The organism is Photobacterium toruni (genome assembly GCF_024529955.1).
Classification (GTDB): Bacteria; Pseudomonadota; Gammaproteobacteria; order Enterobacterales; family Vibrionaceae; genus Photobacterium; species Photobacterium toruni.
In genome coordinates this window covers 1,070,888-1,089,394 of sequence record NZ_AP024855.1, presented here as the reverse complement: position 1 = coordinate 1,089,394, position 18,507 = coordinate 1,070,888, and the positions used below count along the sequence as shown (strand labels likewise).

Sequence of the window (18,507 nt, the reverse complement as noted above, 5' to 3'; positions counted from 1 at the left end):
AATTAAAAAATTAATGAGGCTAGACGACTCTAGCCTCTATTTAATTACCGACTCATTTAATTATTATGTTCATCGATCAACTGATGAGGTAATACCATTGGTTCATAGACTGAATTAACATGCTCACTATGATGTTCTAATATTAATTTATCACCATCGAAATGTAATAAGTTATTAGTAATCACGCCAAGATTCGCTTTCACATCACCAAGTTTTGTATTATCTAAAACAATATTTTGCTCAACGTCATTTCTCGCATCTACATTTACAGAAAGAACGGTATCATTACCATCTTGATGAAGAGTTAAATAATGATCAATTGTATTTTCAGTCGTATTATGTAATAAGTCACTTAGATTTAATTTATCTTCATGGATATTAAAATCTTTTATATGATCAGTATCATGATTAGACAAATTATGATTCCAAGAGAAAGTATCTTTCCCTTCTCCACCCCATAATTCATCATTTCCTTGACCACCGATAAGTACATCATTACCAGTATCACCTTTCAATAAATCATTACCTGATCCACCCAGTAATATATCATTACCTAGCCCACCAAATAATTGGTCATCACCACCTTGACCAAAAATCAAATCATTACCGTTATCACCATGAAGAATATCATTACCATCATGAGAATGAGAGAGATCAAATTCCCCAATATGTATTTGAATATATTTATCAACATTATAAGTACTAACGTTAGATACTGAAGTTTCTTCTTGCTGTGCAATATACTCTTTTAATGCATCAAACCCTTGGAGATCTGATGTACTATTAAATTTAATAATGTCACCGAAAATAATATCATGCCCATCATTACCATGAATATTATCATTACCTTGAGTTAGCTGAGTTTCTGTACCTAGAACAATATTTGCAATTTGATCTGCATTAATATGAGCATGTACATGACCATCAGTATCATAGGTTTCTAAATCAGAAGCATTAACATCTTGTTCCATACCAATAGCATCAACAATTGGAGACACTACTTTTAATTTATCAAATGCAGCTAATGATTCTTTTGTAATATCACCCTCTTTAGATGTGTAACCATTACTATCGGTAATGACATTAGGTCTGCCATCAGTAAAGAAATATGTTGAATTATTACCATGATTATTAATTATATCTTTCGATTCAAACCACTTTGTTGTAGCTTCAAATGCCGCTTTATAATTAGTATTACTACCTTTCGGAATTTTATCATCCAGGTACATTTTAACTAAATCACCTGACTGATACTTCCCTAAATCTATCGACAATGATAATGCTGTATCACTAAAATCAATTAATCCTACATTAATATGACCAGAATGTTCATCCATCGTGTCATTTTTTAATTTAGTCAATACAATATCAATCTGCTTTAAAGCTTCATTTACACTATCAAACGCACTTTTATCATCTCTATAGAACATGCTACCAGAGGTATCAAGTATAAATGCAATATTATAATTTTCACCTTGAGTAATTTGTAATCCCGTTGTATCACCAACAACAATATTATTATTTTGATCACCTTCAATTTGGTTATCGCCATAACTACCATCTTGGTGAGTATAATGGTTCAAGGTTGTCGTATCAGAACCAATTGCTGATTGTGTAGTTCCTTTTTCATGTCCAGTTGCTGTTACAGTTAATGCAATATTACTCGCGCGATCTGCAGCAACTTCTAAATGTAAATTATTTAATTTAACATGAATATGATCAGGGCTTTGTAAGCCCCAATCTGAAGGCATTAATACAATATGGCCATCAGCATCAGCAACACCAAGCTGGTTATGAGCATCATCATAAAGTACAGAGTCTTTAGGGATTCCTGAAATATCAATTCTTGTGATTTCTTCGCTGCCATCAGTATCTGTAAGTGCCGCATCAATATTAATTGGATAAGTCACTGTAATAGCTTCAGGTTCCCATGATTGAGAGCCTTCATTCCAATAATAAGTACCGTCAGAAAATTGTAAACGCTCGATATTATATAATTGATCTTGACCTTCATTGTCTAACTTTGAGCTATGCGGATTATACAATTTATCCGTTACTGTAAATTTATGATCACCACCACGATTCGATGTATCAATAATATTCGCCGTAATATTATAATCACTGAATTTTCTAGAATAAACAGCAGTATCTATACCTCTGTTGCCATATAAAGCATCATTACCTTGTTCACCAACCAAAATATCATTGCCGTAGCCACCGTAAAGTGAATCTTGCCCGTCACCTGTTACCTTATGATTATTCGTTAAATCACCGTCACCACCAATTAAAACACTGCCTTTTCCTTGGTCGGTTGCTTGCCATGCCGATAAATTATCGTGAGATCCCATACCACGATAAGCTTCACCATCATTAATAATATTTTTCATATCCGTATTGGCAGTCAATGTATGCGCATCTTTACCATACTCTCTAACAACATAATTCCAAGATGTATAATGCTTTGTCACACCTAATGGTGACTTAATTTCCGCGCCATCAAGATCAACGGTTACTTTTACGTTAACAGGATCCACTATAGGTTTAACTACAATTGTTGCTGTTGAACTTGAAGATAACTGTCCATCAGATACTGTGTAGTCAATTTTATTCTCCACATTACTATTAGCAGTGACTTCTGAAGCATGGTAGGTCATTGCGCCATCCTCAATATGAATAGATCCACCGGCCACGTTGATAATTTGGTCTTTACCTGTTAACGCCGTGCCATTGATCTTGGTCACATGCAGCGTATCACCGTCTAAATCAGTATCATTTGTGGTCAAATCAATCGCGGTAACCGTCTCTTCATCCACATGTAGGGTATCAGGCTGTGCCACAGGAGCGGCATTCACACCGACCGTCAATGTGGATGAGGCCTCTAAGTGCCCATCACTTACCGTATAGTGAATATTATGTTCTGCACTGTCACCCGCCATGACTTTTGAGGCATGGTAGGTCATTGCGCCATCCTCAATATGAATAGATCCACCGGCCACGTTGATGATTTGGTCTTTACCTGTTAACGCCGTGCCATTGATCTTGGTCACATGCAGCGTATCACCGTCTAAATCAGTATCATTTGTGGTCAAATCAATCGCGGTAACCGTCTCTTCATCCACATGTAGGGTATCAGGCTGTGCCACAGGAGCGGCATTCACACCGACCGTCAATGTGGATGAGGCCTCTAAGTGCCCATCACTTACCGTATAGTGAATATTATGTTCTGCACTGTCACCCGCCATGACTTTTGAGGCATGGTAGGTCATTGCGCCATCCTCAATATGAATAGATCCACCGGCCACGTTGATAATTTGGTCTTTACCTGTTAACGCCGTGCCATTGATCTTGGTCACATGCAGCGTATCACCGTCTAAATCAGTATCATTTGTGGTCAAATCAATCGCGGTAACCGTCTCTTCATCCACATGTAGGGTATCAGGCTGTGCCACAGGAGCGGCATTCACACCGACCGTCAATGTGGATGAGGCCTCTAAGTGCCCATCACTTACCGTATAGTGAATATTATGTTCTGCACTGTCACCCGCCATGACTTTTGAGGCATGGTAGGTCATTGCGCCATCCTCAATATGAATAGATCCACCGGCCACGTTGATGATTTGGTCTTTACCTGTTAACGCCGTGCCATTGATCTTGGTCACATGCAGCGTATCACCGTCTAAATCAGTATCATTTGTGGTCAAATCAATCGCGGTAACCGTCTCTTCATCCACATGTAGGGTATCAGGCTGTGCCACAGGAGCGGCATTCACACCGACCGTCAATGTGGATGAGGCCTCTAAGTGCCCATCACTTACCGTATAGTGAATATTATGTTCTGCACTGTCACCCGCCATGACTTTTGAGGCATGGTAGGTCATTGCGCCATCCTCAATATGAATAGATCCACCGGCCACGTTGATGATTTGGTCTTTACCTGTTAACGCCGTGCCATTGATCTTGGTCACATGCAGCGTATCACCGTCTAAATCAGTATCATTTGTGGTCAAATCAATCGCGGTAACCGTCTCTTCATCCACATGTAGGGTATCAGGCTGTGCCACAGGAGCGGCATTCACACCGACCGTCAATGTGGATGAGGCCTCTAAGTGCCCATCACTTACCGTATAGTGAATATTATGTTCTGCACTGTCACCCGCCATGACTTTTGAGGCATGGTAGGTCATTGCGCCATCCTCAATATGAATAGATCCACCGGCCACGTTGATAATTTGGTCTTTACCTGTTAACGCCGTGCCATTGATCTTGGTCACATGCAGCGTATCACCGTCTAAATCAGTATCATTTGTGGTCAAATCAATCGCGGTAACCGTCTCTTCATCCACATGTAGGGTATCAGGCTGTGCCACAGGAGCGGCATTCACACCGACCGTCAATGTGGATGAGGCCTCTAAGTGCCCATCACTTACCGTATAGTGAATATTATGTTCTGCACTGTCACCCGCCATGACTTTTGAGGCATGGTAGGTCATTGCGCCATCCTCAATATGAATAGATCCACCGGCCACGTTGATGATTTGGTCTTTACCTGTTAACGCCGTGCCATTGATCTTGGTCACATGCAGCGTATCACCGTCTAAATCAGTATCATTTGTGGTCAAATCAATCGCGGTAACCGTCTCTTCATCCACATGTAGGGTATCAGGCTGTGCCACAGGAGCGGCATTCACACCGACCGTCAATGTGGATGAGGCCTCTAAGTGCCCATCACTTACCGTATAGTGAATATTATGTTCTGCACTGTCACCCGCCATGACTTTTGAGGCATGGTAGGTCATTGCGCCATCCTCAATATGAATAGATCCACCGGCCACGTTGATGATTTGGTCTTTACCTGTTAACGCCGTGCCATTGATCTTGGTCACATGCAGCGTATCACCGTCTAAATCAGTATCATTTGTGGTCAAATCAATCGCGGTAACCGTCTCTTCATCCACATGTAGGGTATCAGGCTGTGCCACAGGAGCGGCATTCACACCGACCGTCAATGTGGATGAGGCCTCTAAGTGCCCATCACTTACCGTATAGTGAATATTATGTTCTGCACTGTCACCCGCCATGACTTTTGAGGCATGGTAGGTCATTGCGCCATCCTCAATATGAATAGATCCACCGGCCACGTTGATGATTTGGTCTTTACCTGTTAACGCCGTGCCATTGATCTTGGTCACATGCAGCGTATCACCGTCTAAATCAGTATCATTTGTGGTCAAATCAATCGCGGTAACCGTCTCTTCATCCACATGTAGGGTATCAGGCTGTGCCACAGGAGCGGCATTCACACCGACCGTCAATGTGGATGAGGCCTCTAAGTGCCCATCACTTACCGTATAGTGAATATTATGTTCTGCACTGTCACCCGCCATGACTTTTGAGGCATGGTAGGTCATTGCGCCATCCTCAATATGAATAGATCCACCGGCCACGTTGATAATTTGGTCTTTACCTGTTAACGCCGTGCCATTGATCTTGGTCACATGCAGCGTATCACCGTCTAAATCAGTATCATTTGTGGTCAAATCAATCGCGGTAACCGTCTCTTCATCCACATGTAGGGTATCAGGCTGTGCCACAGGAGCGGCATTCACACCGACCGTCAATGTGGATGAGGCCTCTAAGTGCCCATCACTTACCGTATAGTGAATATTATGTTCTGCACTGTCACCCGCCATGACTTTTGAGGCATGGTAGGTCATTGCGCCATCCTCAATATGAATAGATCCACCGGCCACGTTGATAATTTGGTCTTTACCTGTTAACGCCGTGCCATTGATCTTGGTCACATGCAGCGTATCACCGTCTAAATCAGTATCATTTGTGGTCAAATCAATCGCGGTAACCGTCTCTTCATCCACATGTAGGGTATCAGGCTGTGCCACAGGAGCGGCATTCACACCGACCGTCAATGTGGATGAGGCCTCTAAGTGCCCATCACTTACCGTATAGTGAATATTATGTTCTGCACTGTCACCCGCCATGACTTTTGAGGCATGGTAGGTCATTGCGCCATCCTCAATATGAATAGATCCACCGGCCACGTTGATGATTTGGTCTTTACCTGTTAACGCCGTGCCATTGATCTTGGTCACATGCAGCGTATCACCGTCTAAATCAGTATCATTTGTGGTCAAATCAATCGCGGTAACCGTCTCTTCATCCACATGTAGGGTATCAGGCTGTGCCACAGGAGCGGCATTCACACCGACCGTCAATGTGGATGAGGCCTCTAAGTGCCCATCACTTACCGTATAGTGAATATTATGTTCTGCACTGTCACCCGCCATGACTTTTGAGGCATGGTAGGTCATTGCGCCATCCTCAATATGAATAGATCCACCGGCCACGTTGATGATTTGGTCTTTACCTGTTAACGCCGTGCCATTGATCTTGGTCACATGCAGCGTATCACCGTCTAAATCAGTATCATTTGTGGTCAAATCAATCGCGGTAACCGTCTCTTCATCCACATGTAGGGTATCAGGCTGTGCCACAGGAGCGGCATTCACACCGACCGTCAATGTGGATGAGGCCTCTAAGTGCCCATCACTTACCGTATAGTGAATATTATGTTCTGCACTGTCACCCGCCATGACTTTTGAGGCATGGTAGGTCATTGCGCCATCCTCAATATGAATAGATCCACCGGCCACGTTGATGATTTGGTCTTTACCTGTTAACGCCGTGCCATTGATCTTGGTCACATGCAGCGTATCACCGTCTAAATCAGTATCATTTGTGGTCAAATCAATCGCGGTAACCGTCTCTTCATCCACATGTAGGGTATCAGGCTGTGCCACAGGAGCGGCATTCACACCGACCGTCAATGTGGATGAGGCCTCTAAGTGCCCATCACTTACCGTATAGTGAATATTATGTTCTGCACTGTCACCCGCCATGACTTTTGAGGCATGGTAGGTCATTGCGCCATCCTCAATATGAATAGATCCACCGGCCACGTTGATAATTTGGTCTTTACCTGTTAACGCCGTGCCATTGATCTTGGTCACATGCAGCGTATCACCGTCTAAATCAGTATCATTTGTGGTCAAATCAATCGCGGTAACCGTCTCTTCATCCACATGTAGGGTATCAGGCTGTGCCACAGGAGCGGCATTCACACCGACCGTCAATGTGGATGAGGCCTCTAAGTGCCCATCACTTACCGTATAGTGAATATTATGTTCTGCACTGTCACCCGCCATGACTTTTGAGGCATGGTAGGTCATTGCGCCATCCTCAATATGAATAGATCCACCGGCCACGTTGATGATTTGGTCTTTACCTGTTAACGCCGTGCCATTGATCTTGGTCACATGCAGCGTATCACCGTCTAAATCAGTATCATTTGTGGTCAAATCAATCGCGGTAACCGTCTCTTCATCCACATGTAGGGTATCAGGCTGTGCCACAGGAGCGGCATTCACACCGACCGTCAATGTGGATGAGGCCTCTAAGTGCCCATCACTTACCGTATAGTGAATATTATGTTCTGCACTGTCACCCGCCATGACTTTTGAGGCATGGTAGGTCATTGCGCCATCCTCAATATGAATAGATCCACCGGCCACGTTGATAATTTGGTCTTTACCTGTTAACGCCGTGCCATTGATCTTGGTCACATGCAGCGTATCACCGTCTAAATCAGTATCATTTGTGGTCAAATCAATCGCGGTAACCGTCTCTTCATCCACATGTAGGGTATCAGGCTGTGCCACAGGAGCGGCATTCACACCGACCGTCAATGTGGATGAGGCCTCTAAGTGCCCATCACTTACCGTATAGTGAATATTATGTTCTGCACTGTCACCCGCCATGACTTTTGAGGCATGGTAGGTCATTGCGCCATCCTCAATATGAATAGATCCACCGGCCACGTTGATGATTTGGTCTTTACCTGTTAACGCCGTGCCATTGATCTTAGTCACATGCAGCGTATCACCGTCTAAATCAGTATCATTTGTGGTCAAATCAATCGCGGTAACCGTCTCTTCATCCACATGTAGGGTATCAGGCTGTGCCACAGGAGCGGCATTCACACCGACCGTCAATGTGGATGAGGCCTCTAAGTGCCCATCACTTACCGTATAGTGAATATTATGTTCTGCACTGTCACCCGCCATGACTTTTGAGGCATGGTAGGTCATTGCGCCATCCTCAATATGAATAGATCCACCGGCCACGTTGATAATTTGGTCTTTACCTGTTAACGCCGTGCCATTGATCTTAGTCACATGCAGCGTATCACCGTCTAAATCAGTATCATTTGTGGTCAAATCAATCGCGGTAACCGTCTCTTCATCCACATGTAGGGTATCAGGCTGTGCCACAGGAGCGGCATTCACACCGACCGTCAATGTGGATGAGGCCTCTAAGTGCCCATCACTTACCGTATAGTGAATATTATGTTCTGCACTGTCACCCGCCATGACTTTTGAGGCATGGTAGGTCATTGCGCCATCCTCAATATGAATAGATCCACCGGCCACGTTGATGATTTGGTCTTTACCTGTTAACGCCGTGCCATTGATCTTGGTCACATGCAGCGTATCACCGTCTAAATCAGTATCATTTGTGGTCAAATCAATCGCGGTAACCGTCTCTTCATCCACATGTAGGGTATCAGGCTGTGCCACAGGAGCATCGTTCACGGGGGTTACAACAATAGAAGTATGGCTACTTTGAGTTGAGGTACCATCAGTTACGGTATAATCAACATTAACGTCACCGTTAAAATTAGATTTAGGAATGAAGGTGATAGTGCCGTCAGTAGTAATCGAGATATGTCCATGATCAACATTAATAATTTGATCACCACCCGTTAAAGGTGTTCCATTAATTGAGCCTATCGATAAAGGATCCCCAGAAACACTGGTGTCGTTATCTAATAGGTGTAATACGATTTTATCGTCTTCAGCAACGGTATAATTATCTACTTTTGCAATAATACCTTCATGACGAATAGTGTTATTAAATAACTCATCTGATTCTAAAATAGATTTAGGCTGACCTGCTGTTGAATAATCAGTAGTCGCTAAAAGTTCATCGCCATTACGCTGAAGCGTAACAAAATCAAATCCACCAGCATGCGTTGGTGATCCTGCTGCTGTCGCTTTTGTATGAATAGTTGGATCATCGCCAGATGCGATTAATGCCTGAATATTTTCAATATCAGAACTATCATTATTAATTGGAGTTATTGTTGATTCTGATAATATTTGTTGGCTTTCACCATCGAGTAATATTTGTTGGTTATTCTCTGTGGCAAGGGTTAGTGTTGCATTATCATTAAATTGTAATTCCGCTCCCGCGGGTATTATTTGTCCTAAAACAACAGTTTCAATCGAACCATTATTATTAATAATAATTCGTCCATGAATATCTTGAACTTTACCTGTGAGAGACGTTGCAAACACTTTCATGTAAAAACCCTTACTAATGACTAAGAGATACAATAATCAAATAATCAAATAATCAAATAATCGATAAACAATAAATACTAAATAAGCATTAATCGATTATGCACTGTGATCTATATAAGTCAATTTCAAATGTTTATCTAATGAATAACATTTATTAAAAAAAACAATATTCATTATAATTTAAAACACAAGGGAAACATTTGATTACTTTTAGAGCAAATAATACAAATTAAATCTATTACTTTTTTTTAAACATATTATAATAATAATTAATTGGTTTGCTTGTTAATGCTTGTTTTTTTTATAAAACATTTATAGAAAAAGAGATGTTTTATTATTCTTATATTAAACCATACCAATCTTTAATATTATTTAGTCCTACATAAAAATTTAGATATTGTTATTTATCTAAATGTGGACGCCACCAATAATGTAATAAATAACGACAAGCTTGTTTGACATCATTCAGAATCAAATACAGAGCAGGCACTAATATTAAAGTAACTACTGTTGCAAATAAGATCCCAAATGCTAATGAGGTTGCCATCGGGATTACAATTTGTGCCTGTAAACTCGTCTCAAGTAAAATAGGCGCTAAACCAAAAAAAGTAGTTAATGATGTCAATACTATGGCACGAAAACGACAACAACCGGCATCGGTAACAGCATCATAAATAGGGGCACCTTGTTTTAATGCTCGATTGATAAATACCACCAGCACTAAAGAATCATTCACCACCACACCAGATAATGCCAAAATACCAAAAACACTCAGTAAATTAAGTGAAATATCGGCAAAATAATGTCCGGCAATCGCACCGATAATACCAAAAGGGATCACTGACATAATAATTAATGGCTGAGTATATGAACGTAATGGAATCGCCATTAATGCAAAAATAGCAAACAACGCTAATACTGCATCACGAATTAGACTGCCTTTGGTTTCAGACTCTTCTTTAGCTTGTCCATCCAATTGAATAGTAACTGTTGGATATTGTTGACGTAATAGCGGTAAATAATCTTTATTTATCGTGTTATATATGTCAGATGGAGAGGCTTTATCTTTATAAACATTTGCACTAACGATCAGTGTTCGCCGTTTATCTACACGATTAATACTGTTTAATGCCGATATAAAATCAACAGTCGCTACTTCAGAAAATGGCACTAACGTCCCGTTTGCCAATACCACTTTCATATTTTGTAAATAACCAACACTACGACGTTCATCAATGGGATAGCGAACCATTACTTTTACTTCTTCGTTATTACGTAAAATACGCTGAACTTCAATACCATGAAAAGCATGTCGAACTTGATTGGTCAGATTAGCAACGGATAAACCTAATAACTTACCGATTGGTGTTAACGTAATATTAATCTCTTGAGTTGGTGCAGATAAATCATCTTCAATATTAAAAACGCCTTGATAGCGTTCAAGTTGCTGCTTTAATTGTGCTGCTGCTTGTAAAAGTTGCCGACTATTCTCACCTTGTAATCGGTACTGAATATCACTTTTCTGACGATCAATAGATGCTTCATAAGCAATAGTTTTAACGCCAGATAATGGTGGAATATGGTGTTTCCATTTATTTAAAATTTCAAAACTGGTAATGGGTAAACTCTCACCTTTTTCTAATTCAACCAATACAAACATATTGTTATTATCTCGCATATTAACAAAACTATGCTTCACCACATGTACACCCTGCTGCTGATATATTTCGTTATCAGTTACATACAATGCCTGCTCTAATTGATTAATAACCTTAACATTATTGGCTTTTGAATTAGAGTCATTCATTTCCACCAATACTTGAATATAATCAGAGGGTAATTTAGGAAAGAATACCCAGCGTAACTGTCCACTAAACACCAATGCTAACGCTAAACATAATACGCCGACAAATGTCGCTAGGACGCTATATCGATGCATTATTGCTAAGTGAATAAAACGGCGATAATGAACATAAATAAATTGATTTACTGCCTGATTAAAACGTTGTTTCATCCGGACTATAGGATTATTCCAAGATCGTTGTTGTACTAATCGCGAGCGAGCTAAATGCGCAGGTAAAATTAATTTAGATTCAATCAAAGAAAATGTTAAACATAAAATAACCACCCATCCAATGGCCTTAAAAAATTCAGTGCGGGGACTGTCTGACAATAACATCGGCACAAATGCCGCCATGGTCGTTAATACACCAAAAGTTGCCGGAATAGCAACTCGCTTTGCCCCTTGAATAACATGATTAATTGTTTGTCCTTTTTGTTCTACCACTGAATAGACACTTTCTCCAACAACAATGGCATCATCAACCACGATGCCAAGCACTAAAATAAATCCAAATAAAGACAATAAATTAATTGATATATTAATCATTTCTAATGGCATAAACAGTAGCGTACCAAGAAAACAAAAAGGCAGCCCTAGTATTACCCAAAATGCTAATCTCACTTCAAGAAAAATCGCAAGAATAATAAACACCAACAATCCGCCATACACCATATTAGACAACATCATGTTAAGTCGCCCTTCTAGGTAATGTGACATATCAGCCCATTTATCAATATGGATACCAGCAGGTAATTGAGCTTTTTTATTCGTCACATAATTACTAATTTGTCGTGATATTCGTGTTGCGTCTTGATTAGGAAGATTGCGAATTTGTATTACGGCGGCACGTTGTTGATTAAACCGATTAAGCACTGCTTGTTCAACAAACCCATCCGTTACAGTGGCAATATCAGACAAGCGTAGTCGGCTTCCATCAGCATTAGTGCGTAATACTATATTGGCAAATTGATCGCCTTGATAAAGTTGTTCTGTAGTGCGAACTAATACATCACCATCTTGAGCTTTAATTGCTCCCGCAGGTAAATCCAGTGAGCGTTGTTGTAATACCTGCGCTATTTGTTCAATGGTAACATCATGATCACGCAGTTGTTGTGCCGCTATTTCAATTGCTATTTCATCATTTCTTATTCCGCTAACCGTTACCGCTGTCGCACTGGTTTGTTGAATAATTTCATCTTTGACAACTTGAGCATAACGTTTGAGTTGTCGATCACTCAAATCACCATATATTGATAAAAACATCACATTACTCATAAATTCCGCCCGTTGAATCAATGGCGGCTCCATTTGAGCAGGGAATGTCGTAATATTATTAACTCGCTGTTTTACCTCATCTAAAACTTTATTGAGATCGGCATCATTCTCTAGTTCAACCGTAACCGTTCCACTGCCTTGATTAGCCACCGCTGTTACTCTTTTAATATCAGCAAGATCATCAATGGCTTGTTCAATTTTAACTGTGATCCCTTGTTCTACATCCTCAGCAGCGGCCCCAGTATATTGAGTAGTAATAGTAATTTTATGAGTACCAAAAGCGGGAAATATCTCTTTATTAATAAGATTGACTGAAAATAAACCACCAACCATCACCAGTAACATCAATAAATTAGCAGCGACATGATTACGCGTAAACCAAGCAATGATCCCTGATGATTCCATTCTTTACTCTCCGTCCTCAGTACCTTTAGTATGCATCAGTGTGAGTGTTGCTTGTGCCGCAGATGAAGAGGTATTAAAGATTGGGGTAACTTCTGTACCGTCTAAATGATTATCAGGCCAAGTTAATGACACTAATTCATCTTCATCTAACCCGCCACTAATATAAGCATAATCAAGATCGGTACGTGCAATAACTACTTTTCGCATTTGAGTTAATCCATCACTATTAACCAATATTACATGATTATTTCTCACCATATGACGTTGTAACTTTATTGCATTATCAATCGGTTTAGCGGCAACATTAGCGGTAACAAACGTCCCAAATTTTAGAACCTCAGTACGCTGTGAGCGAGGTAGCTGTAATTGATAAGGGTCTATCACATCAACAATCAGGTAAACCATTCGGCTTTGCTGATCGATAATCCCTTCAGTGCCAATATAATCAGCTTGCCAATGTTGATAAGGCTGACCAAGACGCTCTGAGGCTAATATAACGTGAGTATTGAGTGAGTTTGTATCAAGGAATGAAAAAGCTTGTGGTGTTACGGGAAGGCGAACACGAGCGACATCGGTGCCAAATATACGCCCAAGTTGCTCGCCGACATTAACATGAGTACCAATATTAACCGCTTTCTCTGTAATTAAACCATCAAAGGGTGCAGTAATACTTGTACGAGCAACGTTACGTTGGGCACGTGCTAATGCTGCTTGTGCAAATTTAACGTTCGCTTGTTCTTGTTTTCGTTGTGGAATTCGTAATCCTAACGCTGACTGCTTAGCGACGGCCACATGACGTAAATTCTTTTTTGCTACGATCCCATGCGCAATTTCTTGTTCAAGTTTCGCTTGTGCTTGGGCTAACGTTGCCTGTGCCTGAGCAAGATCTGCATGGTAATCATTGTCATCTAAATACGCTAACACTTGCCCTTTTCGTACAAATTGCCCGACCGCAAAGACAGGGGATACACGGTTAACAATGCCACTTACTTGCGCAACTAATTCTGCTTGATGCTTAGGTTTAACCATCCCATAAGAATGAACAGTAAAACGCAACTGCTGTTTTTGTACTTGCATAACATCAAGCACTGGCACAATCTTTTCAATTATTTTTTGCTGAGGTTGAGGTCTATTTAATAATAACCCTGCTGATAACCCTGCAAACAGCAATAAAATCACTATCGGTAAATAGCGTCTTATGATGACACTCATGCTATTCAATCCCTTACTAGCAAACCAAAACAAACCATTGCTTTAATTTGAGTGTAGGACATGTCTGCATAGTGTGTTGCTGATAGGGAAAAAATCTCATTTATATACTAAATAATGCTTGAAAAGGTATTTTCTGCCCTCATTTCTATAAATAATAAGTAGAGAAAAAATTAAAATACGGTGAAATGCTGATGGATAATCAACAAATACATCTCTACAATAAAACACAGTACAATTTTTTGGTGTTGATAGTTTTTTAAAATCAGCAGGTTATTAAATACCACAGAAAAAGATTAGAAAAACTAATCAAAAGATGTTGACGAAGAACCACCGGAAGCATATATTAATTACACGAACTGCCGAATGGAGTTCAATCTGCTACTAAGATTCGCCTTATTAGGGAATGCCTTATTAGCACTTATATAACGAATCGATACTCTATAAAGAATTGATTCACTTAGTTCGCTGTTAAGTCCTTTAGTCAATAACGACAAACTTAACAAACAACTAAGACTATTGCTTATTATTGAGGATAGTTTTTATGCGTAATGTAGATTTCACTCCCCTATACCGCCATGCTATTGGTTTTGATCGCTTGTTTAACCTTGTTGAAGCAAGCAACACTAAAACCCAAGCTGCGGGATACCCTCCGTACAATATCGAACAAACGGATGAGAATAACTACCGTATCACTATGGCGGTTGCTGGTTTCTCTGAAGAGCGTTTAGATCTTACTCAAAACGAGAATATGCTTGTTGTGACTGGTACTCGTGCACCAGAAGAAGGCAAGAACTTTATTTACCAGGGTATTGCTGAGCGTAACTTTGAACGTAAATTCCAACTTGCTGATTACGTAAGCGTTGTTGGTGCTAATCTTGAAAATGGTCTGCTACATATTGATCTTTTCCGTGAAGTACCAGAAGCGATGCAACCACGTAAGATTGCAATTGGTCAATCAGCATCAGTAGCACCGACTGCCGAATAAACCTCGTCAGCTGTAAGTGCTCCTCTCGTAATAACGTTGAGCTATTAGCTTCATCAATATCGCCACTATTTTGGCAATGACCTAATAGCTCCATCATTATTCAACCCTATTATGGGTTATTTAAATAAATTTAGTTGGATTGATTATTGTTATTCACAAAGATCACATGAACCATTTTCATGGACCTTAACGGCATACTTAGAACTCGCCGTTCGAATAAGAAAAACTAATCAATCTGACGCACAAAGGAATTATAACTATGAGTAAGATTATCGGTATTGACTTAGGTACAACTAACTCTTGTGTTGCTGTTTTAGATGGTGATACACCACGCGTTATTGAAAATGCGGAAGGTGAGCGTACCACTGCATCAATTATTGCTTACACAGATGGTGAAACCTTAGTAGGACAACCAGCAAAACGTCAGGCAGTGACTAACCCTGAAAATACATTGTTTGCGATTAAACGTTTAATTGGTCGTCGTTTTGAAGATGATGAGATCCAACGCGATCTTGATATCATGCCTTACAAAATTGTCAAAGCAGATAATGGCGATGCATGGGTTGAAGCGAAAGGCCAAAAGATGGCTGCACCACAAGTTTCTGCTGAAATATTGAAAAAAATGAAAAAGACAGCAGAAGAATACTTAGGTGAAAAAGTAACAGGTGCTGTCATTACCGTTCCCGCTTACTTTAATGATGCTCAACGTCAAGCAACAAAAGATGCAGGCCGTATTGCAGGTCTCGATGTTAAGCGTATTATCAATGAACCAACAGCGGCAGCATTAGCTTATGGTCTTGATAAAAAAGCCGGTGACAGTGTTATTGCTGTTTACGACTTAGGTGGTGGTACATTTGATATTTCTATTATCGAAATTGATAACGTTGATGGCGAGCAAACCTTTGAAGTACTAGCAACCAATGGTGATACTCATCTTGGTGGTGAAGACTTTGATACGCGCCTAATTAACTACTTAGTAAGTGAATTTAAGAAAGATCAAGGTATCGACCTTAAACATGATCCACTAGCAATGCAACGTGTAAAAGAAGCGGCAGAAAAAGCTAAGATCGAATTATCGTCAGCACAGCAAACTGATGTCAATTTACCTTACGTTACCGCGGATGCAACTGGTCCTAAACACTTGAATGTTAAGATCACACGTGCAAAATTGGAATCACTGGTTGAAGACCTAGTACAAGGTACACTAGAGCCTGTAAAATTAGCGTTGAAAGATGCGAACTTGAACATAAGTGACATTACTGATGTTATCTTGGTTGGTGGTCAAACACGTATGCCTATGGTACAAAAAGTAGTGACTGATTTCTTTGGCAAAGAGCCACGTAAAGACGTTAACCCAGATGAAGCTGTTGCTATGGGTGCAGCTATTCAAGGTGGTGTGTTAGCGGGTGATGTTAAAGATGTGCTATTACTTGATGTAACACCGCTATCATTTGGTATTGAAACCATGGGTGGTGTGATGACAACCTTGATTGATAAGAATACGACGATTCCAACAAAAGCGAATCAAGTATTCTCTACTGCCGAAGATAACCAGAACGCAGTAACGATCCATGTCCTTCAAGGCGAGCGTAAACAAGCGGTACATAATAAATCATTAGGTCAGTTTAACCTTGAAGGTATTCAAGCTGCACCGCGTGGTATGCCGCAAATTGATGTGACATTTGATTTAGATGCGGATGGTATTTTAAATGTATCAGCCACAGACAAAGCAACAGGTAAAGCACAAAAGATCACTATTCAAGCATCTGGCGGTTTAACCGATGCTGAAATTGAAAAGATGGTACAAGAAGCAGAAGCTAACAAAGACGCAGACAAACAGTTTGAAGAGTTAGTGACTGCTCGTAACCAAGCGGATCAATTGATTCATAGCACACGTAAGCAGATGACTGAAGCGGGAGATAGCTTCCCTGCAGCAGAAAAAACGAACATTGAAGCAGCTATCACAGCACTTGAAGCGGTGAAATCTAGCGATGATAAAGCAGCGATAGATACACAAACTCAAGCGTTAATGACAGCAGCACAAAAAATAATGGAACATGCTCAGGCTCAAACCCAAGCAAATACTCAAGGACAATCTGACGCTAACCAACAACAAAAAGCGAAAGATGATGACGTTGTAGATGCTGAGTTTGAAGAAATGAAGTAAAACGTTGTTGTTGCTGTCTCAATAATCGACAGCACAAAACAAAAACTTCATAATAACAATGGGCGTAGAGATTTTTATCTCTCGCCCTTTTCGACGATCACAATAGAGAGAATCCTATTAGGCTAACTATCTGTGCCTTTTTAATTCATTAACTGTTTAAGTATGATGCTGTTTTTCGTTATCATATGCTTTAACTGTATGATTTAGAATGTTCCAGATAGTTGTCCCTATAGGGATAAGAGGTGTTACCAATGTCAAAACGCGATTTTTATGAAGTTCTTGGTGTCGCCAAAACTGCATCTGAAAAAGAAATTAAGAAAGCTTACAAAAAGCTAGCAATGAAGTTTCACCCAGATAAAAACCCTGATGATCCAACCGCAGCCGATAAATTCAAAGAAGTAAAAGCTGCCTATGAGATTCTTATGGATAAAGAAAAACGCACAGCTTACGATCAATTTGGTCATAACGCGTTTGAAAATCCAGGCATGGGTGGAGGTCATCGCGGCGGTCAGCAAGGCTTTGGTCAACAAGGGGGTTATAGCGACTTTGAGGACATGTTTGGCGGTGCATTTGGTGATATGTTCTCTAATGCACGTGGTGGTCGAGGCGGCTTCGGTGGACGTCACTCTACCCGCCCTCAAAAAGGTGAAGATCTTCAATACACCATGGAAATCGACCTTGAAGATGCGATCAATGGTGCATCACGCGTTATCGATTTACCTGTTTTTGAAGGTAGCACTCAAACTAATAAAAAACTTAACATCAAGATCCCTGCGGGTATCGAAGATGGTGGCCGTATTCGTCTGACAGGCAAAGGTCATCCTGGTGTTAATGGTGGTGCTCAAGGTGACGTTTATATTCAAATGAATATTCGTCCTCATCCACGTTATACTCGTGAAGGTAATAACTTACTTTGTAAAGCAACCACTGATTTTGTTACCGCAGCATTAGGCGGTAAAGTGGAGGTGAACACACTAGGCGGCGCTATTAGTTTGAAAATACCTGAAGGTACTCAAAACGGGCGTAAATTCCGTCTTAAAGGCAAGGGTGTTACCGATCGTAAGGGCAATACTGGTGACTTAATTGTTCAACTAGTAATTGAAACACCGCTCAACCTTAGCGAACGTCAAAAAGAATTACTGAATGAGTTTGCAGCGGCTTAACCTGCACTAAACCAAACTCA

6 protein-coding genes are annotated in these 18,507 nt (G+C 40.6%); 3 read left to right on the top strand and 3 right to left on the bottom strand.

Annotated features, from left to right (window positions below):
• Nucleotides 1-56: 56 nt before the first annotated feature.
• The 3 genes from OC457_RS18985 to OC457_RS18975 form a co-directional block, all read right to left on the bottom strand.
• Nucleotides 57-9,437 (bottom strand): retention module-containing protein, encoded by a 9,381-nt coding sequence (locus tag OC457_RS18985; protein WP_262054082.1) that lies wholly within the window; start codon nt 9,435-9,437, stop codon nt 57-59.
• A 400-nt stretch (nt 9,438-9,837) separates the two neighbouring features.
• Nucleotides 9,838-12,960: an efflux RND transporter permease subunit gene (locus tag OC457_RS18980; RefSeq protein ID WP_080173834.1), complete on the bottom strand. Its 3,123-nt coding sequence runs from the start codon at nt 12,958-12,960 to the stop codon at nt 9,838-9,840.
• Between the two features lie 3 nt (nt 12,961-12,963).
• A complete protein-coding gene (locus OC457_RS18975) occupies nt 12,964-14,172 on the bottom strand; it encodes an efflux RND transporter periplasmic adaptor subunit (protein WP_080173835.1) in 1,209 nt (402 codons plus the stop codon).
• Nucleotides 14,173-14,713: 541 nt separating this feature from the next.
• Here OC457_RS18975 and OC457_RS18970 point away from each other — a divergent pair.
• The 3 genes from OC457_RS18970 to OC457_RS18960 all read left to right on the top strand — a co-directional run bounded on the left by OC457_RS18970 (nt 14,714) and on the right by OC457_RS18960 (nt 18,487).
• Nucleotides 14,714-15,157, top strand: coding sequence for an Hsp20 family protein (locus OC457_RS18970; protein ID WP_080173836.1), 444 nt, complete (start codon nt 14,714-14,716; stop codon nt 15,155-15,157).
• A gap of 259 nt (nt 15,158-15,416) precedes the next feature.
• Nucleotides 15,417-17,324: a molecular chaperone DnaK gene (dnaK, locus tag OC457_RS18965; RefSeq protein ID WP_080173837.1), complete on the top strand. Its 1,908-nt coding sequence runs from the start codon at nt 15,417-15,419 to the stop codon at nt 17,322-17,324.
• 251 nt (nt 17,325-17,575) lie between these two features.
• On the top strand, nt 17,576-18,487 hold the full coding sequence (locus tag OC457_RS18960; protein WP_080173838.1) for a DnaJ C-terminal domain-containing protein: 912 nt from the start codon (nt 17,576-17,578) through the stop codon (nt 18,485-18,487).
• Nucleotides 18,488-18,507 lie beyond the last annotated feature (20 nt).